Raw genomic sequence first — 20,492 nt, 5'->3', positions numbered from 1 at the left:
TCTACGAGGAGCGACCGACACCCAGCTTCCGTGCCGCAGGACCGGGCCAGTACTGCAGCACAGCTGTGACCACCCTCAAGCCCGCGGGGTCCTTTTAAGCCCCGCCGGCGATTGAGGCGCGGGGTCCGGGGCAGAGCCCCGCGACCGCCACCCCGGTGCGGCTTACCGGAACGCCGGCCGCTCCGGATCAAGCCGCGCCCGCCCCTCCGCAGACGAGGACGCCTCCGCGAAGTGACGCTTAGGGATGCGCCCGGCCCGGTATGCGAAGCGTCCCGCCTCCACCGCGTGCCGCATCCCGTCGGCCATGAGGACCGGCTCCTGCGCGCGGGTCACCGCGGAGGCGAGCATCACACCCGCGCAGCCCAGCTCCATGGCGAGCGTCACATCGGACGCCGTGCCCGCCCCCGCGTCCAGGATCACCGGCACGCGCGCGTGCTCGGTGATCAGCTGGAAGTTGTGCGGGTTGCGGATACCGAGCCCCGAACCGATGGGGGAGCCGAGCGGCATGATCGCCGCGCAGCCGACGTCCTCCAGCTTGCGGGCCAGGACCGGGTCGTCGTTCGTGTAGGGAAGGACCGTGAAGCCGTCGTCCACCAGGGCCTCCGCCGCGTCGAGCAGCTCGATCGGGTCTGGCAGCAGGGTGCGCTCGTCGGCGATGACCTCGAGCTTCACCAGGTCCGTGTCGAGCGCCTCGCGCGCGAGGCGGGCCGTCAGGATCGCCTCTCCCGCGGTGTAGCAGCCGGCCGTGTTCGGCAGCACCCGGATGTTCAGCTTCTCCAGGACGGAGAGCACCGAGCCGTGCACGCTCGCGTCCACGCGGCGCATCGCCACGGTGGTGAGTTCGGTTCCGGAGGCCACCAGGGCGCGCTCCAGGACGTCGAGGCTGGGTGCCCCGCCCGTGCCCATGATCAGGCGCGAGGAGTACGTGTCGCCCCCGAGGTCGAAAGTGTCGTCGGCCATGGACGGTTCAGCCTCCTTGTACGGCCGTGAGGACCTCGACGCGGTCTCCTTCGGAGAGCGCCGTGGCGGGCCATTGGGTGCGGGGGACGACGGTTTCGTTGAGGGCGGCGGCGACGCCCTTGGGTGCGGTGGTGAGCGTGGTGACCAGGAGGGCGAGCGTGGTGCCCGCGGTCACCGTGCGCGGCTCGCCGTTGACGTGGACGTTCATACGGGCTGCTCCACGAGGGCTGTGCCGAAGCGTTTCGGCGTGAACGGGCGGGCCTCTTCCGGAAGTTCACCGGTGGTCAGGGCGTGCGCCATGGCGTCGCCGGTGATCGGCGTCAGGAGCACGCCGTTGCGGTAGTGGCCGGTCGCCAGGAGGAGGCCGGGCAGGGTGGTCGGGCCGAGGAGCGGGGCGTTGTCGGGGGAGCCGGGGCGCAGGCCCGCGCGGGTCTCGGTGAGCGGGAGTTCGGTGATGCCGGGGACGAGTTCGTGGGCGTCCCGCAGGAGTTCGTAGACGCCTCCCGCGGTGACCGTGGTGTCCCAGCCGAGTTCCTCGCTGGTCGCGCCCACCACGAGTTCGCCGTTGACGCGCGGCACCAGGTAGAGGTTGCCGCCGCGGACGACCGCCCGGACCGTGCGGCTGAGGAAGGGCACGTACCGCTTCGGCACCGTCAGGCGCAGCACCTGGCCCTTGACGGGGCGCACCGGCGGCAGTACCGCGTCGGGCACCCCCGCGAGCTGTCCGCCGCGGCTGCCCGCCGCCAGCACCACCTGGCCGGCGGCGAGTTCGGTGCCGTCGGCGAGGACCGCGCCGCGCGCCCGGTCGCGGACGACACAGAGCCTTTCGGCCCACGATCTGTGGAAGGTCACGCCGGAGCGCTCGCAGGCCGTCACGAGGGCGCTCGCGAGCCTTCTCGGGTCGATCTGGTGGTCGCCGTCGACGCGCAGTCCGCCGCGTACGCCCGGCGCGAGCATTGGTTCGAGGCGGCGGCAGTCGCGGCCCGAGAGCCACTCGGACTCGAGCCCCGACTTCGTTTGCAGCGCGTGCAGTTCGCGAAGGTGGGCGCGGTCGTCGGCGTCGAGCGCGACCGCGAGCGTGCCGCACGCGCGGTAGCCGAGGTCCTGCCCGGTGGCCTCGGACAGCTCGGCCGCGAAGTCCGGGTAGCGGCGCGCCGAGGCGAGGTTCAGGCCGAGCAACGTCTGCTCGCCGTGGTGGAGTTCGGTGACCGCGGCCAGCATTCCGGCCGCCACCTGGGCGGCCCCGCCGCCGGGTTCGGGGTCCGCGACCGCCACGGTCAGGCCGCGCTGCGCGGCCCGCCATGCGGTGACCAGACCGATGATGCCGCCACCGACGACGAGGACGTCGTGGGTGTGCGGGGGGACGGGATGCGTTGAAGGCATGGACGACATGGGTGACATGGGCGTCAAGCCCCTCCCTTCGCCGGTATGACCCGGATCAGGTTCGTACGGTCGAAGGCCGCTCCAGCCTCCCTCTCAGCCCGCTGCGTACGGGCTCCCGCGAGTGCTCTACGTTGGCCACCCTAGCCGTTCACCGCGACCCCCAGTAAGGGAGCCTCGAACCAGTGCCCCGATCTCTCGACGGTCTCGTGATGTCCCCCGTTGCCGACCAGGCTCCCGGTCAGGTGGGCACGCGCACCCGCTTCACGTACCGGGAGAGTGACGGCCGCATTTCGGCCGACTACGTAGGCGGCGATGTCGTCCAGGGGAACCTTGTGGGCACGCGCTCCGGGGACGAGATCGACTTCCGCTACGTCCAGCTGAAGACCGACGGGACCACCTCCTCGGGACACTGCGTCTCGACCGTGTCCGAGCTCCCGGACGGCCGGGTGCGCCTCGACGAGACCTGGGAGTGGGAGTCGCAGGAGGGTCGCGGCACCAGCGTGGTCGAGGAGCTCGCGCGCTAAACCGGCGGCATGTGTGGAGGACGTCACGGTGTCGGAGTGGTCCGCATCGCTGACTGCCGAATGATCAGGTGCCTAAGGTTGCTTCCGTGAGCGAGCAGCGGAGCGGGAGCGGAGCGCCTTCGGGGCAGCGGAACGTCGTCATCGTGGGCGCGGGCATGGCCGGTGTGCAGACCGCGGTCGCGCTGCGCGAACACGGCTTCACCGGCGCGATCACGCTGCTCGGTGCCGAACCCCACCAGCCGTACGACCGGCCTCCGCTGTCCAAGGCGGTGCTGCTCGGCAAGGCCGAGGGCTCGGCCTTCGACGTGGACTTCGAGGCGCTCGGCGTCTCCCTCGAGCTGGGCCGCGAGGTGACCGGGCTGCGCCCCGGCGACCACGAGCTCGACACCGCCGAAGGCCCGGTCCCGTACGACGTGCTGGTCGTCGCGACCGGCGCCGAACCCGTCCAGCTGCCGGGCGCGCGATCCGCCCCCGGAGTGCACCTGCTGCGCACGCTCGACGACGCCGAGCGGCTCCGGCCCGTCCTCGCTGAGCAGCACGACGTGGTGGTCGTGGGCGCCGGCTGGATCGGTGCCGAGTTCGCCACCGCGGCCCGCGAGGCGGGCTGCCGGGTCACGGTGGTGGAGGCCGCCGAGCGGCCGCTGGCCGGGGCGCTGCCCGCCGAGATCGCCGCGCCCATGGCGACCTGGTACGCCGATGCGGGAGCCCGCCTGCGTACCAACGCGCGCGTGGAGCGCATCGAGCCGGACGCCGTCGTCCTCGACGACGGCACGCGGCTGCCCGCGGGAGCCGTCGTCGTCGGCATCGGCGCCCGCCCCGCCACCCGCTGGCTGGCCGGCTCCGGCATCGAGCTGGGCGCCCACCGCGAGGTCCTCGCGGACGACGGGCTGCGTACATCCGTGCCCGACGTGTACGCGGTGGGGGACTGCTCCTCGTTCCCCTCGGGGCGCTACGGAGAGCGCCTCATGGTCCACCACTGGGACAACGCGCTGCAGGGGCCGCGCACGGTGGCGGCGAACATCGTCGGGCAGACCCCGGCGGTGTACGACCCGGTGCCCTATTTCTGGTCCGAGCAGTTCGGCCGGTTCGTGCAGTACGCCGGGCACCACAAGGGCGCCGATGCGACGGTGTGGCGCGGCGACCCCGCCGGCGCCGCCTGGTCGGTGTGCTGGCTGCGTGACGGCGCCCTCGTGGCGGTCCTCGCCGTCGGCAAGCCGCGTGACCTGGCCCAGGGGCGCAAGCTCATCCAGTCCCGGACCGCGCTCGACCCGGAGCTCCTCGCGGATCCGGCCCGCCCGCTGAAGTCCGCGGTGGCGTGAGTCCGTCTCCTTGAGGGCCCCGCAAAGCGTGCCAGAAGGGGTGAAACGGGAGGATCCGTGGTCCATCCGCACCGGCCCGGCTTCCGAGTGTCAGTCCGGGATGGCACGCTTGTCCTGTGACCGAGATTGACGCAAACATCGATGCTCTCGTCCCCGCCTGGCTCAACCTCCCCGACATCGCGGAAATGCTCGATGTCGAGGTGACGCGTGTGCGGCAGCTGGTCAAGGAAGGCCAGCTGATCGCCGTGCGCCGCGGAGAGAACAGGGCACTGCACGTGCCCGCCGCCTTCATCGACGGCGACAAGATCGTCAAGGGGCTCGTCGGCCTCCTGACAGTCCTGCGGGACGACGGCTTCAGTGACGAAGAGATGCTGGAATGGCTCTTCACCCCCGACCCGAGCCTGCCGGGCACGCCCGCGCAGGCCTTGAGTGAGAATCGCGGCACGGAGGTGAAGCGTCGCGCCCAGGCGCTCGCCGTCTGACCCGACAACCGTCCGGCGTGCGCACCGCGGCTCGTGGTGCGCACGCCACCGATATCGCACGACCCACGGGGGGACTTCATGGCGGACTCCAAGCGCGCACTGCTCGCCGATGCGCGGCTCTACCTGTGCACCGACGCGCGCAGGCGCCAGGGTGATCTGCCGGAGTTCCTCGACGCCGTGCTGGCCGGCGGCGTCGACATCGTGCAGCTGCGCGACAAGGGCATGGAGGCCGGCGAGGAGCTGGAACACCTCCAGGTGTTTGCCGATGCGGCCCGCCGCCACGGCAAGCTGTTCGCGGTGAACGACCGCGCGGACGTCGCCCACGCGACCCGCTCGGACGTGCTGCACCTCGGCCAGGGTGACCTGCCGGTGCCCGCGGCCCGCGCCGTCCTCGGCGATGACGTGCTCATCGGCCGCTCCACGCACGCGCGGGACGAGGCCGCCGCGGCGGCCGTCCAGGAGGGCGTGGACTACTTCTGCACGGGCCCCTGCTGGCCGACTCCGACCAAGCCCGGACGGTACGCCCCCGGCCTGGACCTCGTGCGCTACACAGCGGGTCTGGACACGGACCGCCCCTGGTTCGCGATCGGCGGCATCGACCTGGCGAACCTGGACGAGGTCCTGGAGGCCGGAGCCCGCAGAGCCGTCGTCGTCCGGGCCATCACGGAGGCCGACGATCCGGCCAACGCGGCGGCCGAGTTCGCGAAGCGCCTGCGCGCCGTGTGACCTGCGCGGTCCTGGAAAATCCCGCCGGTGAAGGCCGTCCCGCCGGCCTGTCCGCAAGGTGGACGGGGATTAGGGGCTTTGGATATCGGTCAGTAACCTGCCCGTATGGCCCTAGGTACCGCTTCCACCAGGACTGATCGCGCCCGCCGGGTGAGCGACATGCTCGCGCCCGGCAAAACTGTTTTCTCGTTCGAGTTCTCCGCACCGAAGACCCCGAAGGGCGAGCGCAACCTGTGGAACGCCCTGCGCAGGGTCGAGGCGGTCTCACCCGACTTCGTCTCCGTGACGTACGGCGCGGGCGGCTCCACGCGCGCGGGAACCGTCAAGGAGACGCAGCAGATCGTCGCCGACACGACGCTGACGCCGGTGGCCCACATCACCGCCGTCGAACACTCGGTCGCCGAACTGCGCAACATCATCGGTCAGTACGCCGACGCCGGGATCCGGAACATGCTCGCGGTCCGCGGCGACCCGCCCGGCGACCCCATGGGCGACTGGATCTCGCACCCCGAAGGCCTCACGTACGCGGCCGAACTCGTTGAATTGATCAAGGAGTCCGGGGACTTCTGCGTCGGCGTCGCCGCATTCCCCGCGATGCACCCGCGCTCGGCCGACTGGGACTCCGACGTGCGGCACTTCGTCGACAAGTGCCGCGCGGGCGCCGATTACGCGATCACGCAGATGTTCTTCTACCCGGAGGAGTATCTGCGGCTGCGCGACAAGGTCGCCGCGGCCGGCTGCGAGACGCCGATCATCCCGGAATGCATGCCGGTGACGAGCGTGCGCATGCTCGAACGCCTGCCCAAGTTGAGCAACGCGGACTTCCCTCCCGAGTTGAAAGAGCGAATCCTCACAGCAAAAGACGATCCGGCCGCTGTACGCTCCATTGGCATCGAGTTCGCTACGGAGTTTTGCGCCAAGCTGCTTGACGAGGGAGTGCCGGGTCTGCACTTCATTACGCTCAACAACTCCACGGCAACGTTGGAGATCTACGAGAACCTGGGCCTGCACCACGAGCGGGGCTGATTCCGCCGTACCCACAAGGGCTACGGCCGTACGAGAGGGGCGTACATGGGCTGGGCGGTCCTCTATGTCGCGTTCGGACTGGTGGCACTGTGGCTCCTCGGTGAGGTCCTGCTGCAGTACAAGGCACGGCTGCGCTGGCGGCTCCTCGCCTTCGGCGGCTTCCTCGGAGTCGTGATCGGCGTCCTGATTCCTTCCGTGTACGTCATCGGGGCAGGGGCGATCGCGTTCGCGATCGGGCAGACGTACGTCACGCTGTCGTTCCGCCGCGGGTTCGCCGCGGGCTGGTCGCTCAAGGGCGTTCCGGGTGTTCCCGGCACCGACCGGGGGCGGCGCTCCGAGAAGGAGCTGCACCAGGACCCGACGCTCCAGGTCTCGGACCTGGAGTACGAGCCGGCTCCGCAGGAGTACGCGCCGGTCCCGGAGCCGGCCGCCGAGAGCACGGCGGTGTACGCCACCGAGCCGATGCCCGACGACACCAGCCAGTACGGCGTCTACCAGGACTCGGCGTACGCCCAGGCGGCGCACGGGACGCAGGACGCGGCGTACGCCCAGACCGCCCAGGCGGCGCACGGGATGCAGGACTACGGCTATGACGCCGGGTCCTACGGCTACGACCAGCAGAGCTACGGCTACGACCCGGCTCAGCAGCCGTACGCCGCCCCGTACTCGGACCCGTACATCGGGACGCAGACGTACCCGGCGCAGCCCCAGTACGGCGACCCGTACCCGACCGGGCAGGGCTATGCCGACCCGTACGCGACGGCCGCGGGCTACGGCGGGGAGACGCCTCCCGGCGGTGTCTGGGTGCCGCAGCAGCGGGAGGGCGACGGGCAGCAGCAGAACTACGGCGGTGAACTGCCGCCCGAGCAGCAGTACCCGACGTACCCGCAGCACGACCCGAACGCCGGGTACGACAACACCGGGTACGACAACGGGTACAACGAGCAGCAGTACAGGTACTGAGGCCGGCACCGAACCAGGTACCGAACGCGGAGTCCGGGGCTCACTGCGAGCCCTGGAAGTCCGGGCCCTCCACGATCAGGCCCGCCACCAGCGCGCCGGACATGGTCGCGTGCGGCAGACCGCCGCCCGGGTGGGACCAGCCGCCGACGGTCGTCAGGCCGGGCAGGGCCGTGGTGTTCGACGCGTGCAGCAGCTCGCCGCCCGCCGCCGCGAGCGCGGGGGCGGGCACGGCGCCGCCCTCGGCCCCGGTGGCCTCGGCGATGTCCCGCGGGGTGCGCACCTCGTGCCACAGCAGCCGCTCGCGCAGCGCGGGCACCGCCCGCTCGGCCGCCGCGAGGACCCGCTCCACGTCGGCTTCTTCCACGCGCGCGTGCGCCGGGACGGTCACCGTGAGGGTCACCGCCTCGTGCTCGGCGTCCGGCACCGCCGAAGCGTCACCGGTGCGCAGCACCGCCACCGTCGGTCTCTGCGGCGCCGCGCCGCCCTCGAAGAGCCATGCCAACTCGGCGTCTCTGTCCGCCGCGTGCACCACCGTGCGGTGCGGGGTGTCCTGCGGCCGGGCACCGCGCAGCGCGAGGTGCACGGTCAGCCGGCTCGGCCACGCCGACTCGCGCTGGGCAGGACCCTCGGCGCGCACGGGCCGCCCCGGAAGCAGCCCGCTCAGGACGCCCGGAGCGACACCCGCCACCACGAACTCGGCTTCCTCCACTGTGCCGTCGGCCAACTCCACGCCGGCCGCGCGCCCGTCCTTCTCCACGATCCGGGTGACCGCCGAGCCGAATCTGAACTCGACCTTCCGCTTCAGGCAGCGCGCGTGCACCGCGTCCGCGAGGGCCCGCATTCCGCCGGTCACCGCCCATGTCCCGAACGTCTGCTCCATGTAGGGCAGCACGGCCGCGCTTGCGGGGGCCGTACGGGGATCGAGACCGTACGCCAGCGCGTACTGCTCAAGAAGCGCCACGAGCCGCGGCTCCCCGCCCAGTTCGAGCGCTCCGATCTCGGTGAGCGTCGCCGCCGCGCGGTCCTTGCGCAGGACCCTCTTGTGCACGACCGCGGGGTACGGCTCGCGGTCGGCGAGCACCCGCCAGTTCGGCCACAGCGGCTCTTCGAGCAGCGGGCGCCGCGAGCGGTCCCAGGCCTCCCGCGCGCGGTTCAGATACGCCGACCAGCGCTCGCCCGCGCCCGAACCGACCGCCGCGTCCAACGCCTCGGCGACGCCCGCCCGCCGCGCGTTCGGCAGGTCCGTCGTCGTGCCGTCCGCGAAGACGTGCCGCACGGCGGGCTCGATCTGGGTGAGGCCGACGAGGTCCTCCAGCGACTCCTTGCCGGTCTTGATGAACAAGTCCCGGTGGGCCGCGGGCAGTTGGAGCAGCCCCGGGCCCGTGTCGAACGCGAAGCCGTCGCGCTCGATGCGGCCCAGCGATCCGCCGTACGTCGACGCGCGCTCGAAGACCACCGGTCGGTGGCCCGCGACGGCCAGCCGAGCGGCGGCCGCCATGGCGCCCATCCCCGCGCCGATCACCGCAATTCGTGCCATGTCAGGGACCTTATCCGCCACCACTGACAACGCGGCTGCCAGGTCGTGCCGGTGGTCCGCTGAGTGCGGGCACGGAGTTCTCCTGGGCTTGAGCGCGCACGCCTGAGTATCCGTACCTAGCCGAGGAGATGAGTAGGTACGCGGATGGGGCGCGACCTGCGCAGACGGGAGAGTGGGGAACACGGAGAGGGGCACGGATGCGACACCGCCGACACGGGGCGGCGGAACGGATCGAGTGCCTCTTGCCGCTCCTCTCGCCCGCAAGGGCGGGAGCGAGGACGGGGGACCCTGGGGGAGACCGAACGGGGGTCCAACGGGGGACCAATGGGGGACCCACGGGGGGAAACGGGGGATGCGCCGGTCCGGTGAGGCCTGAGAACGACCACAGGCCCTGCCGGACCGGCGCTTCATTTGTGCCGACCGCCGACCGCCGACCGCCGACCGCCGACCGCCGACCGCCGCCGGGCGCCGCAAGGCGAATGCCCGGCCGCCGTGCCTCAGGCCTTCCCCGTCAGCGGCTGCCCGCCGCCCACCCGTCCCTGGAGCAGCAGCGAGAGCGCGCCGTGCACATCGTCCAGCGAGCGCTCGGGCTGGAACGCCTGCCAGTCCAGGGCGGCCACGAGGACCATGCCCACGAGGGCCGCCGCAGTGAGCGACACATCGATCTCCTCGCTCAGCTCACCGCTCTCCACCGCGGTCCGCAGAACGTCCTCCACCACGGCCACCGTCTCGTTGCGGACCACGGCGAGCGTGGACTGCCAGGCACGGTTGGTGCGCCACAGTTCGGCGACGTAGAGCTGGGTGAAGGCCGGGTACTGGTCGATGAACTCGAGACCCGCACGGGTCATCGCGTCCAGGGCGTCGACCTTGCTGCCGCCGTTCTCGTCCGTCTTCTGTGCCGCCTCCCGGAGGGAGGCGGAGAGGAGCCCGACGCCGTGCCGCAGCAACTCCTCGAAGAGGACCGACTTGCTGGCGAAGTTGTAGTAGACCGTGCCCTTCGCGACCCCGGCCCGCTCGGCGATCTCGTCGACCGTGGTCGCGGAGAAGCCCTGTTCCGCGATGAGTGTGACCGCGGCCTCGTAGAGCTTCTGCCGGGTGGCCTGACGCCGTGTGCTGCTTTCCATGCCCCTGATTCTCACAGGAGCCGATGTGGGCGCGCTCACAGGCTCAGCTCCGGGTGCAGCCGGTCCAGTGTCCACACCTGCTTGCGCCGGGCCGTCCACGCGGTGAGGGCGAGTGCGCCCACCGTGAACGCCGTGAGCACCACGCAGGCCTGCCACACCGGCCCGAGCCCGCCGCCGGAGATCAGTCGCCGCAGGGCCTCCACGACGTAACTCATCGGCAGGAACGGGTGGAGCGCGTTGAAGAAGCCGGGGCTCGTCTGCACGGGGTACGTGCCGCCCGCCGACGTCAGCTGAAGCATCAGGAAGGCGAGCACGAGGATGCGGCCCGCCGCACCGAAGCGCGCGTTCAGCCACTGCACGATCGCCGCGAAGCACGCCGTGACGAGCCCCAGGAAGCCGACCGTGCCCGCCGCGTGCAGCATTTCGAGGCCGAGGGCCCAGTGCAGTACGGACATCAGGGCAGCCACCTGTAGACACCCGAGCGCCGCCACGGGCAGCCAGCCCGCGAACGCCACCCGCCAGGACGAGGCGCCTGCCGCGAGGGCGCGCCGGTTCATCGGCTGGATCAACATGTAGGCGACCATCGCGCCCACCCACAGGGAGAGCGGAATGAAGTACGGGGCGAAGCCTGTCCCGTAGTTGGGCGCCTTGTGCAGCGACTGCGAGGCCAGCTTGACGGGGTCGGACATCACCCCGGTGCGCTGATCGCGGTCCTTCTTGTCGTAGTCGGGGATCTTCTGTACGCCGTCGTGCAGACCGCCCGCGAGCTCGCCCGAGCCGTCGGCCAGCTTGAACATGCCGCCGTCCAGGTCGTTCGCGCCGGTCTCCAACTTGCCGACCCCGGCGTCGAGTTCCGTCGACCCGGTGTGTGCCGTCCCGAGCCCGGTGTGCAGCTTCTCGGCGCCCGCGGCGACCTGGCCGGCCCCGTCGTTGAGCTTGTTGATCTGGGCGACCGCGCTCTCGACGTCCTGGTCGAGGGTCGGGGCGTGCGCGGCCAGGTTCTCGGACTGCTTCTGGAGCATCGCCAGGTGGCTGTCCATCTGGCCGAGGTTCCCGTGCTCGTCCTGGATGAGCGTGTTGAGGTCGTCGGAGATCGTGGCGACGTCGTTCGCCGCCGTCTTCGCTTTCTTCAGGTCCGGGCAGGCCGGGTCGTCGAGCACCGCCTTCTCGCAGCGCCTTTCGTAGACGGCGTCCAGGGCGTCGGACCCCGCGTGCGCGCCCGTACGCGCGGTGGGGGCGATCCTCACCAGGTCGTCCAGGTTGTGCCGGACGCCCTGTGCGGAGTCGGCGACCAGGCGTGCCGTGTCGGCGATCGCCTTCTTGTTGCCCTTCAGGAAGGGACGTACCTGGTCGGCGGCGCCGTTGACCTTGTCGGCGAGCAACTGCGTGCCGTCGGACACCTGTCGGGAGCCCGACTCCAGGTCACCGGCTCCGGTGGTGAGCTTCGTCAGGCCGCTCTCCAGGTCGCCGCTGCCCTTCTTGGCGTCCTGGAGGCCGTCGGCCAGGTCCTTCGAGCCCTTCTTGGCCTTACCGATGCCGCCTTCGAGCTGGTCGGCGCCCTTGGCCGCCTTCTTCGTCGCGTCATGGATGTCCGAGAAGGACACGAAGATCTTGTCGAGGAACGAGCGTGACGCGTTGGTGGACGCCGCGGAGCGCACCTCGGAGAAGACCGTCCGGGAGATCTGCCCGACGATGTAGTTGTTCGCGTCGTTCGTGCGCACCTGGAGGGCGCCGGTCTCCGGCGAGTCGCCCGAACTCGACGCGATGCGCTTGCTGAAGTCCTTCGGCATGGTGAGCGACAGGTAGTACGTGCCGTCCTCCAGGCCCTTCTTCGCCTGCGCGGAGCCGACTTCGTGCCACTGGAAGGTGTCGCTGTCGTACAGGCCTTTGGTGATGTCGTCGCCCGCGCTGATCTTCTGCCCGGCGGCCGACGCACCCTTGTCGTCGTTGACGAGCGCCACGGGAATCTTGTCGAGCTTTCCGTACGGGTCCCAGAAGGACCACAGGTACAGCGCTCCGTAGAGCAGCGGCAGTAGCAGGAGCGCGACGAGTGCGGCGCGCGGCAGCTTCCCCCTGCCGAAGCGCCTGAGTTCAAGCGCGGCGAGCTTCGGCGAGTGCATCGGCCGTCTCCTTCGCGGTGTCGTTCGCGGTGTCGTTCGCGGTGTCGTTCGTGGTGTTCACCGGGGCGGTCGACACGACGACCGCCCCTTCGGGGGCCTCGCTGCACACGGCGACGACCGTCGTGCCCGCGTCGGCCACGGCCCGCAGCTGGGCCCAGATCTCGGCCCGCTCGGCGTCCGCGAGCTTGAGGTCGGTGTCGTCGACGCCGATCAGGCGCGGCCGGGCGACGAGCGCGAGCGCCAGGGACAGGCGCAGCGCTTCGAGGCGCTCCAGGTCGCGCACGGAGGTGCGGGAGCCCTTCGGCAGCGTCTCGGTGTCGAGCCCGGCGGCGGCGAGCGCGGCGTCGATGCGCAGGCTCGCCTCCGCCCTCCGCTCGGCAGGTGTGCGCAGCAGCCCGCGGAGCGTTCCGTCGAACCTCCGCTGCAGCAGCGCCTGTTCCCGCAGGTGCTCGGCCACGGTCAGGGCGGGGTCGAGCTCCGTCACGCCGGGCACGTGCGCGAGCGCGCTCATCCTGCGTACGGCGGTCAGCTGCTTCGGCAACCGCATCCCGCCGACCCGCGCCGTCCCCTCGCTCGGCTTCATCCGCCCGGTCAGCGCGAGCAGCAGGCAGGTGCGCCCGCTGCCGGAGGGGCCCTCGATCGCGACGAGCGAGCCCGCCGCCGCGTCGACGCCGATGCCCCGGAAGGCCCAGCCGCGCGGCCCCTTCAGGCCGAACTCCGTGGCGGCCACCGAGGCTCCGGCCGCCGCCCCGTGCTCGTCCGCGCTCGTCGCCCCGCTTGCCGGGCCGTCCATGGGTCCCCCCTGGGAACTTCTTTGAACTGACTGGTCAGTGCAAAAGTTAGCCCGAACTTCCGATCGAAGCAAAATGCCTGGTCAGGGCCGATTGTCAGTGGCGTACCCCACGATGGGCACATACGGCCACAGTGCCGTCACACAGACGACAGGAGGTTCGTCATGGCTGGACACAAGGCACCCACCACAGCTGCCACCCGCCGCGGCGCCACCGGCCCTGCCCCCTCACCCACCGGACCGGCGAGCGACGTCCACCCGGTCCTCCGCCGGGCCGGCGCCCCGCCCGCCGCCCTCGACCTGCTCGCCCAGGCCCGCGCCGGACTCGACGAGGCGTCCGTGCTCGAGACGGCGAACGAGCGGTACGCCACGGCCCACCTCGCCGCGCTGCGCACCGCCGCCGCCGTGCTCGCGGCCCGCGGCAGGCCCGAGTCCACGCCCAGGCGCCGCGCGAAGATACGCAGCGCGTGGGAAGTGCTCCCCGAGATAGCTCCCGAACTGGCGGAGTGGGGCGCCCTGTTCGCCGCGGGCGCCACCAAGCGGGCCCGCGCGGAGGCGGGCATCCGCGACGCGGCCACGGCCCGCGACGCCGACGACCTGCTGCGCGACGTGGCGATGTTCCTGCGCCTGGTCGAGCGCACGCTCGTGCTGCAGCCGGTGCTGCCCCAGCCCCGGCAGGAGGGGGACGAGCGCACGCGCCGGCGGAAGGTGCAGGACGCCGGGTAGCGCACGGGAGCGCGCGCACGCATGGCGTGGTCGCCGGGCCGCGCCCATTAGGGTGGAGGCGCCCGAACCTGTACTTGCTCCGCCGCCGGTCGGAGCCGCCCCGAGGAGTCACCTGCCGTGTCGGATCACCGCCCTCGAACCACGTCACCGCGCTCCGACTCCTCGCGGCCCCGCGCCTCCCTCCGTACCGCCGTGGTCTGGGACGTCCTCAAGGACGCCCTCGACCGGCGCGCCAAGTCGGCGGGGAGCGAGGTCCTTGACGTCCTCGACACCGGGGGTGGCAGCGGCAACTTCGCGGTGCCGGTCGCCCAGCTGGGCCACCGCGTCACCGTCGTCGACCCGAGCCCGAACGCGCTGTTCGCCCTGGAGCGCAGGGCGGCGGAGGCCGGCGTCGCCGACCGGGTGCGCGGCGTCCAGGGTGATGTCTCGGGCCTCTTCGACGTCGTCGAGCGCGACGGATACGACGCGGTCCTGTGCCACGGCGTCCTCGAGTACGTGGAGGAGCCGGCGGAGGGCGTGCGCAACGCCGTGGGCGCGCTGCGCTCCGGCGGCGTGCTCAGCCTGCTCGCCGCGGGCCTCGGCGGCGCCGTCATCGCGCGGGCCCTCGCGGGGCACTTCAAGGAGGCCCGGCAGGCACTCGACGACCCGGCGGGTCGCTGGGGCGAGGGCGACCCGGTGCCGCGCCGCTTCACGGCCGAGCAGCTCACGGAGCTCCTCGGCGGGGCCGGAGTGGACGTCGGCGCGGTGCACGGTGTGCGGGTCTTCGCGGACCTCGTCCCGGGCGTCCTCGTGGACACGGAGCCGAGCGCGCAGCGGGAGCTGCTGAAGCTCGAGGCGGCCGCCGCCGAGCTGCCCGCCTTCCATGCCGTGGCCACGCAACTGCACGTGCTCGGTGAGAAGCGAGTGGCCGATGAGGCCTGATCGGGCCGTCCGATGGCCGTCGGCCGCCGCTGATCAGCGGCGCAGCGATTGATGGAGTACGCCACAGGCCACCCGATCGGACGCTCGGCGCCGTATGATCTGAGGTGACCGCCCGGCATGACGGGTCGGCCGCTGGGGCATGTCGCTCTGTGAGCCGGGACGCCGTGTCGCGGTGGACAATGGCGAAGTTGGCGTAGAGGGGCGGGTTTCACGGGGGCGATTCCCTGCCTATCCTGAAGGGGACCCCCGGTCGCCCCGGCGACTGCACGATGAGGAGGACTCCGTGCCGCTCTCGGAGCACGAGCAGCGCATGCTCGAGCAGATGGAGCGAGCGCTGTACGCCGAAGATCCCAAGTTCGCGACAGCGCTTGAGGGAAGCGGGCTGCGTACATACACCCGACGTCGGGTCTACCAGGCAGTCGTGGGCTTCCTGGTGGGTATCGCGCTCCTCATGGCAGGAATGGTCGCGCAGCAGATCTGGATCAGCGTGGTGGGGTTCCTCGTCATGCTGGGATGTGCGGTGCTCGCCGTCACCGGCTGGCGCAAGGCCCCCAAACCAGGGGAGCAGCCGGAGGCCGGAGCCGCAGGAGCCGTGCCGGGTGCACCGGCGACCCGACGGCAGGGCAAGCAGAAGCGCTCCATGATGAACCGCATCGAGCAGCGCTGGCAGCGCCGCCGGGACGAGCAGGGCGGCCAGGGCCGCTGAGCGGCGAGCAGGCAGCCGCCGACAGACATGCGTAAAGGGTGACCGCGTCGCGCGGTCACCCTTTACGCGTAGTCGGCCCGTTCCGTCGGCCGGCCCGCTCAGCCTTCCTGGCGATTCGGCCGCGTCGGCCGGGTGAGCCGGGCGCGCACGCTCAGCGTGAACGCCTCCCAGCGCCGCGCCGCCGCCCACACCACCCGGACGGCCGAGCGGGGCGCGAACGTCGCCCGGAGCCGTGTCGACCGGCTCGATTTCGCGTGCAGATCGTCGTGCAGGCGACGTACGTCCTCGCCGAGACCCGACACCGGCCGGGGCCTGGGCGCGTACAGCACCTGCTCCACCGCCGCGGCCACCCGGTGCACGCTGTCGGCCGCGTCCGGATCGAGTTCGCCGATCCGGACGATGCGGGCCGCCGCCGTCCGCGGAGTCTGCGAGTCGTCCGGCCCGATGCCGTGGTCCCACGCCGTGTCCGTGACCTCGCGCCAGGCGGCCAGGGTGCGCCCGGTGGCATCGGCGTCCGTGCGCCCCGCCGAGCCGAGCCGCACCGCCCGGGCCCGCCTGCGCCACAGCATCGGCAGCAGCGGCACCGCGACGACCAGCAGCGCGATCAGCGACACCACGGCGATCGTGCCGACCGGCGGCCCGTCGTCCGGTGATCCGCCGACGACCGCGGGCGCGGCGCCGGCGCAGCCGCCCTCCTTGCGCTCTGCCAGCGAGCAGCTCTGCGACGTCGAGGGCTCCGGGGCCGAGGGCGCGACGGAGGCGGACTCGCTGGGCGCCGCCGGATTGCTGGGGCTGCCCGCGGGGTCGTTCTCGACCGTGTAGTCCGGGGCCGTGCCGCGGTTGGGCGTGGGCTCGAAGCGGGTCCAGCCGACGCCCTCGAAGTACAGCTCGGGCCACGCGTGCGCGTCGCGCAGGCCCACCGAGTACGTCCCTTCGCCCGATGGCACACCCGGCGTGAAGCCGACCGCGACGCGGGCCGGGATGCCCAGCGTGCGGGCCATGGCGGCCATCGAGAAGGAGAAGTGGACGCAGAAGCCCTCCTTCTGGTCCAGGAACCGGGCGATCGCCGCGGAACCGCTGCCGGCCCGCACCTCCGTGTTGTACGTGAAGCCGCCGCTGACCGCGAAGTAGTCCTGCAGCTTCACCGCACGCTCGTAGTTGTTCGACGCGCCCTCGGTGACCTTGAGCGCTGTCGTGCGTACGACGTCCGGCAGCGAGGCGGGCACCTTGGTGAACTCGCGGATCAGGCCGTCCGACGGCGCTCCCGCGTCGGCGAGCTGCTGGGGCGTCGGCCGGACGACCAGGCTGTCGACGGTGTACGTCTTCCCGCGCGTGGTCTGCCCGTGGTCGCCCACCAGCGTCCGGCCGACCCGCTCGAACCGCCAGCGCCCGTCGATCCCGACCTGCGTCGCCGGGTAGGGCATCGGCAGCCAGTCCTGCGCGTACCAGTCGGCCGCCGAGATCTTCGTCCGCACCTGGGTCCTGCGCACGTCGGCGCCCAGGCCGGGCGGGTCCGGCAGGGTGGACGGCACGTCGTCGATGCTGCGCACCGAGGGGCGCCAGGTCGTGCCGTCGAACTCGTCGAGCGCCACGATCCGCAGATACATGTCGGACGTCTGTTCCGTATTCGTCCGGTACGACAGCACCTGCCGGTCCTCCGGCTGGTTCAGGCTGTTCTGCAGCGAGACCAGCGGGTTGACCGCGGAGATCGTGCCGCCGCCCCCGGCCCCGCCGCGCACACCGCTGCCGGACGGGCCGAGGAGCCCGCCGTCCAGGGCAGGCAGGACGAGCGGCACCACCAGGGCGAGCCCCAGGGCGACAGCGCCGATCCGGCGGCCGGTGCGGACCGGGGCGAGGGCGCCCTGCCCGCCCTCCTGCACGGGCGTGGACGCGCCGGGTGGCCGCCCGGCGCCGCCGAACACCCGGCCCCACTGGGAGAGCCGGTCGCGCCCCTCCGCGAGCAGCAGCAGGAGGTAGCCGCCGGCCGCGAGCACGAACCACAGCCAGTCGGTGCCGCCCTCGGAGAGCCCGGCGGCGACCGAGTACAGGGCGAGCAGCGGCAGCCCCGCCGGGGCCGCGCTGCGGAACGTCACCGCGAGGGCGTCCACGAAGAGACCGATCACCAGCGCGCCGCCCACCAGCATCAGCCGGATGCCGTCGGTCAGCGGCGCCGGTATCGCGTACCGGCCCACGTCCTCGCCGCCCACCTGGAGCAGCCGGCCGAAGTGCCGGAAGGCATCGGGGCCCGGCAGGAACGCGGCGATCGCCTGGTCGCGGGCGAAGAGAACCGTGAGCAGCAGCAGCGACACCAGGGCCTGCGCCGCCACCGTCAGCGCGCGGGCGAGCGGCACCCGCCGGGCGAGCACGCCCACCGCGGCCTGGATGACGAGCAGGATCGCGGTCTGTATCAGCCAGGTGGACCGGTCTACCAGCGGGAGCAGCGCGCACGAGGCCAGGAACGTGGCCAGCGTGGCGCAGATCGACAGGCGGGCGCCGCCGCTCATGACCAACCCCCTGAGGTGTCCGGGGAACGCGGGGCGCCGGTCGGCGCGGACAGCCCCGTACGCTCCCGGTCCGCCTGCCGCCAGAGCTCCTCCAGGGACGCGCCGTGCGGCACGGCCACGGCGGTCCACCCCGCTTCCTGGAGCATCCGCAGCCGCTCGGTGCAGCGCTTCGAGACCGGCGTCCCGGGGCCCTGGGTCCAGGAGCCGCTGTCCAGGAGGAAGGCGAGCGCGCCACCGCTGCGGCGGCGCATCTTGGCGACGACGGAGGCCTGCTCCTCGTCCAGATCGCCGAAGAAGGCCACCAGAAGTCCTTCGTTGCCGCCGCGCAGCACGTCGTACGCGGCGGAGAGCGTGCCGCTGTCGGAGTGGTCGACGACGGCGAGAGTGTCCATCATCAGGCCCGCCGCGTCGGCCGACTCCTGGCTGGCGCCCGCGAAGCCGTCGGTGCCCTCGCCCGGCACCGCGCTGCCCGTGTCGGTCAACAGCCGGACGGAGAAGCCGCGTTCGAGCATGTGCACCAGAGCGGAGGCCGTGGCGGACACCGCCCACTCGAAGGCCGAGTCGGGCCCCGCGCCCTGGAAGGCGGGCGCGCGGGTGTCGAGCAGCACGGTGCAGCGGGCGCGCTGCGGCTGCTCCTCGCGGCGCACCATCAGCTCGCCGTAGCGCGCGGTGGAGCGCCAGTGGACGCGGCGCAGATCGTCCCCGTACCGGTAGCCGCGCGGGATCACGTCGTCCTCGCCGGCCAGGGCGAGCGAGCGGTGCCGCCCGTCCCCGTACCCCTTGGCCTCACCGGTGAGCCGCACCGGAGGCAGCGCCGTCACGCGCGGGATCACCGTCAGGCTGTCGTACGTGGAGAAGGACCGGGTCAGTTCGCACATGCCGAAGGGGTCCGTGAGGCGCAGTTGCAGCGGGCCGAGCGGATAGCGGCCGCGCAGGTCGGAGCGGACCCGGTAGGAGACCTCGCGGCGGCCGCCGGCCTCGACCCGGTCGAGGACGAACCGGGGCCGCGGCCCGAGCACGTACGGCACCTGGTCCTGGAGCATCAGCAGGCCGGTCGGCAGCCGGGAGATGTTGTCCATGCGCAGGTGCACGCGCGCCTCGGAACCCGCGGGTACGCGCGCGGGGGAGAGCTTGCGGCTGCCCGCGACCCGGTAGCGGGTGCGGTACAGGACGCCCGCGCACACCAGTGGCAGCGCCGAGAGCAGCAGGCCGACCCGGAGCAGATCGCTCTGCCCCAGCACGTACGCGCAGATCCCCGCCGCGATGCCGGCGGCCAGGAACGAGCGGCCGCGCGTGGTGAGTCCGGCGAGGGCGGTACGCAGGCCGCTCTTGTCGCCGACGTTCTTGCCCGCGCCACCGTCCGTGATTCCGCCCCCCGGATCCGGCGCGTAGGGCCCGACGTGTCCCCCCGACGTCATCAGAGCCTCCGCGGACCGGGCGGCTGCTGGCCGTACAGCGGGGGCGTTGTCGAGTCATAGGCCTGCGCGGCCCGGGGTTCGGCGGCCGGGACCGGTGTGCGCTGCAGGATGTCGAGGACGACCTGCTCGGCGGTGCGCCTGTTCAACTGGGCCTGGGCGGTGGGCAGCAGACGGTGCGCCAGGACCGCCACCGCCAGCGTCTGCACGTCGTCGGGCAGCGCGTACTCACGGCCGCTGAGGGCCGCGGCCGCCTTGGCCGCGCGCAGCAGGTGCAGCGTCGCGCGCGGGGACGCACCGAGTCTGAGGTCGGGGTGCGTGCGCGTGGCGGCGACCAGGTCCACCGCGTAGCGCCGTACGGCGTCCGCGACATGGACCGTGCGCACGGCGTCGATGAGCTTCACGATCTCGTGCGCGTGCGCCACCGGCTGCAGGTCGTCCAGCGGGTTCACGCCGCCGTGCACGTCCAGCATCTGCAGCTCGGCCTCCGCGCTCGGATAACCGATGGAGACGCGGGCCATGAAGCGGTCGCGCTGGGCCTCGGGCAGCGGGTAGGTGCCCTCCATCTCGACCGGGTTCTGCGTGGCCACCACCATGAAGGGGCTGGGCAGTTCGTACGTCTGGCCGTCGATGGTGACCTGGCGCTCCTCCAGGGACTCCAGGAGCGCGGACTGCGTCTTCGGGGACGCGCGGTTGATCTCGTCCCCGATTACGATCTGCGCGAAGATCGCACCCGGCTTGAACTCGAAGTCCCGCCGCTGCTGGTCCCAGATCGACACCCCGGTGATGTCCGATGGCAGCAGGTCGGGCGTGAACTGGATGCGGCGCACCGAGCAGTCGATGGACCGTGCGAGCGCCTTGGCCAGCATCGTCTTGCCGACACCCGGCACATCCTCGATGAGCAGGTGCCCCTCGGCGAGCAGCACGGTCAGCGAGAGCCGTACGACCTCCGGCTTGCCCTCGATCACACCCTCCACCGACCCGCGCACACGCTCCGCGGTGGTGGTCAGGTCAGTGAGGCTCGCTCGATCGTCATAGGTCGTCACCCAGCCCTCCTCGGCCCGTACTTTCCGGGCCGACGCGCTACGACGCGAACCGGCCCACCCCGATACACGGACAGCGCGCACGAGATGTTCGCCGCTCGTGCGGATGTCACACACGCATTCTTGTTGGCGTTACCGGTTCGTGTCACTCGCCTGTGGACAACTGGCCGCGATATGTCAGGGCTTGGGGCCTTTTGAGAGAAAGGTCGAGCGCGATCGGACG

19 protein-coding genes and 1 riboswitch are annotated in these 20,492 nt (G+C 72.1%); of the genes, 9 read left to right on the top strand and 10 right to left on the bottom strand.

Annotated elements, in window-relative coordinates; all coding sequences use genetic code 11:
• Positions 1–162: 162 nt before the first annotated feature.
• Genes ACWD2L_RS13880 through thiO form a run of 3 tightly spaced genes read right to left on the bottom strand, consistent with a single transcriptional unit; the run spans position 163 to position 2,343 of the window.
• Positions 163–960, bottom strand: a complete 798-nt coding sequence (locus ACWD2L_RS13880; RefSeq protein WP_351338789.1) for a thiazole synthase — start codon at positions 958–960, stop codon at positions 163–165.
• Positions 961–967: 7 nt separating this feature from the next.
• The gene (gene thiS / locus ACWD2L_RS13875) at positions 968–1,168 is read right to left on the bottom strand and encodes a sulfur carrier protein ThiS (RefSeq protein WP_351338786.1); all 201 of its coding nucleotides are present in this window, start codon (positions 1,166–1,168) and stop codon (positions 968–970) included.
• Positions 1,165–2,343, bottom strand: coding sequence for a glycine oxidase ThiO (gene thiO / locus ACWD2L_RS13870; protein WP_351338783.1), 1,179 nt, complete (start codon positions 2,341–2,343; stop codon positions 1,165–1,167). The genes thiS and thiO overlap by 4 nt, the downstream gene beginning before the upstream one ends.
• Before the next feature lie 15 nt (positions 2,344–2,358).
• A riboswitch (TPP riboswitch) is annotated at positions 2,359–2,472 on the bottom strand.
• A 53-nt stretch (positions 2,473–2,525) separates the two neighbouring features.
• Here thiO and ACWD2L_RS13865 point away from each other — a divergent pair.
• From ACWD2L_RS13865 to ACWD2L_RS13840, 6 genes are all read left to right on the top strand, one after another.
• Positions 2,526–2,867, top strand: coding sequence for a hypothetical protein (locus tag ACWD2L_RS13865; RefSeq protein WP_351338780.1), 342 nt, complete (start codon positions 2,526–2,528; stop codon positions 2,865–2,867).
• An 86-nt stretch (positions 2,868–2,953) separates the two neighbouring features.
• Complete coding sequence (locus ACWD2L_RS13860) at positions 2,954–4,186, top strand: NAD(P)/FAD-dependent oxidoreductase (protein ID WP_451189588.1); 1,233 nt, start codon at positions 2,954–2,956, stop codon at positions 4,184–4,186.
• Between the two features lie 116 nt (positions 4,187–4,302).
• The gene (locus ACWD2L_RS13855; RefSeq protein ID WP_351338777.1) at positions 4,303–4,668 is read left to right on the top strand and encodes an Rv2175c family DNA-binding protein; all 366 of its coding nucleotides are present in this window, start codon (positions 4,303–4,305) and stop codon (positions 4,666–4,668) included.
• A gap of 78 nt (positions 4,669–4,746) precedes the next feature.
• On the top strand, positions 4,747–5,394 hold the full coding sequence (gene thiE, locus ACWD2L_RS13850) for a thiamine phosphate synthase (protein ID WP_351338774.1): 648 nt from the start codon (positions 4,747–4,749) through the stop codon (positions 5,392–5,394).
• 105 nt (positions 5,395–5,499) lie between these two features.
• Positions 5,500–6,420 (top strand): methylenetetrahydrofolate reductase [NAD(P)H], encoded by a 921-nt coding sequence (gene metF, locus ACWD2L_RS13845; RefSeq protein WP_351338772.1) that lies wholly within the window; start codon positions 5,500–5,502, stop codon positions 6,418–6,420.
• A 45-nt stretch (positions 6,421–6,465) separates the two neighbouring features.
• Positions 6,466–7,383, top strand: a complete 918-nt coding sequence (locus tag ACWD2L_RS13840) for a hypothetical protein (RefSeq protein WP_351338769.1) — start codon at positions 6,466–6,468, stop codon at positions 7,381–7,383.
• Between the two features lie 40 nt (positions 7,384–7,423).
• Here ACWD2L_RS13840 and ACWD2L_RS13835 read toward each other — a convergent pair whose 3' ends face one another.
• The 4 genes from ACWD2L_RS13835 to ACWD2L_RS13820 form a co-directional block, all read right to left on the bottom strand.
• A complete protein-coding gene (locus ACWD2L_RS13835; RefSeq protein WP_351338766.1) occupies positions 7,424–8,920 on the bottom strand; it encodes a phytoene desaturase family protein in 1,497 nt (498 codons plus the stop codon).
• A gap of 497 nt (positions 8,921–9,417) precedes the next feature.
• The gene (locus tag ACWD2L_RS13830) at positions 9,418–10,044 is read right to left on the bottom strand and encodes a TetR/AcrR family transcriptional regulator (protein ID WP_351338763.1); all 627 of its coding nucleotides are present in this window, start codon (positions 10,042–10,044) and stop codon (positions 9,418–9,420) included.
• A gap of 35 nt (positions 10,045–10,079) precedes the next feature.
• Positions 10,080–12,164, bottom strand: a complete 2,085-nt coding sequence (locus ACWD2L_RS13825; protein ID WP_351338760.1) for a YhgE/Pip domain-containing protein — start codon at positions 12,162–12,164, stop codon at positions 10,080–10,082.
• Positions 12,136–12,957, bottom strand: a complete 822-nt coding sequence (locus ACWD2L_RS13820) for an ATP-binding cassette domain-containing protein (RefSeq protein WP_351338758.1) — start codon at positions 12,955–12,957, stop codon at positions 12,136–12,138. Before ACWD2L_RS13820 ends, ACWD2L_RS13825 begins: the two co-directional genes overlap by 29 nt.
• 162 nt (positions 12,958–13,119) lie before the next feature.
• Here ACWD2L_RS13820 and ACWD2L_RS13815 point away from each other — a divergent pair, with 162 nt between their 5' ends.
• The 3 genes from ACWD2L_RS13815 (at position 13,120) to ACWD2L_RS13805 (ending at position 15,307) form a co-directional block, all read left to right on the top strand.
• A complete protein-coding gene (locus ACWD2L_RS13815; RefSeq protein WP_451189581.1) occupies positions 13,120–13,680 on the top strand; it encodes an SAV_6107 family HEPN domain-containing protein in 561 nt (186 codons plus the stop codon).
• 117 nt (positions 13,681–13,797) lie between these two features.
• Entirely contained in the window at positions 13,798–14,601 is an 804-nt protein-coding gene (locus ACWD2L_RS13810) for a class I SAM-dependent methyltransferase (RefSeq protein WP_351338753.1), read from the top strand.
• Positions 14,602–14,884: 283 nt separating this feature from the next.
• The gene (locus ACWD2L_RS13805) at positions 14,885–15,307 is read left to right on the top strand and encodes a DUF3040 domain-containing protein (protein ID WP_351338750.1); all 423 of its coding nucleotides are present in this window, start codon (positions 14,885–14,887) and stop codon (positions 15,305–15,307) included.
• Positions 15,308–15,405: 98 nt separating this feature from the next.
• On the opposite strand, the gene ACWD2L_RS13800 is transcribed toward ACWD2L_RS13805, so the two are convergent.
• Genes ACWD2L_RS13800 through ACWD2L_RS13790 form a run of 3 tightly spaced genes read right to left on the bottom strand, consistent with a single transcriptional unit; the run spans position 15,406 to position 20,272 of the window.
• Positions 15,406–17,811, bottom strand: coding sequence for a transglutaminase TgpA family protein (locus tag ACWD2L_RS13800; protein WP_351338748.1), 2,406 nt, complete (start codon positions 17,809–17,811; stop codon positions 15,406–15,408).
• Positions 17,808–19,229 (bottom strand): DUF58 domain-containing protein, encoded by a 1,422-nt coding sequence (locus tag ACWD2L_RS13795; RefSeq protein ID WP_351338745.1) that lies wholly within the window; start codon positions 19,227–19,229, stop codon positions 17,808–17,810. The genes ACWD2L_RS13800 and ACWD2L_RS13795 overlap by 4 nt, the downstream gene beginning before the upstream one ends.
• Positions 19,229–20,272, bottom strand: coding sequence for an AAA family ATPase (locus tag ACWD2L_RS13790; RefSeq protein ID WP_351338743.1), 1,044 nt, complete (start codon positions 20,270–20,272; stop codon positions 19,229–19,231). Before ACWD2L_RS13790 ends, ACWD2L_RS13795 begins: the two co-directional genes overlap by 1 nt.
• Positions 20,273–20,492 lie beyond the last annotated feature (220 nt).

The sequence above is a fragment of the Streptomyces sp. NPDC002754 genome, from assembly GCF_053592315.1.
The sequence above is the reverse complement of the archived record's forward strand: the minus strand, read 5'-3'. Positions and strand labels throughout refer to the sequence as shown.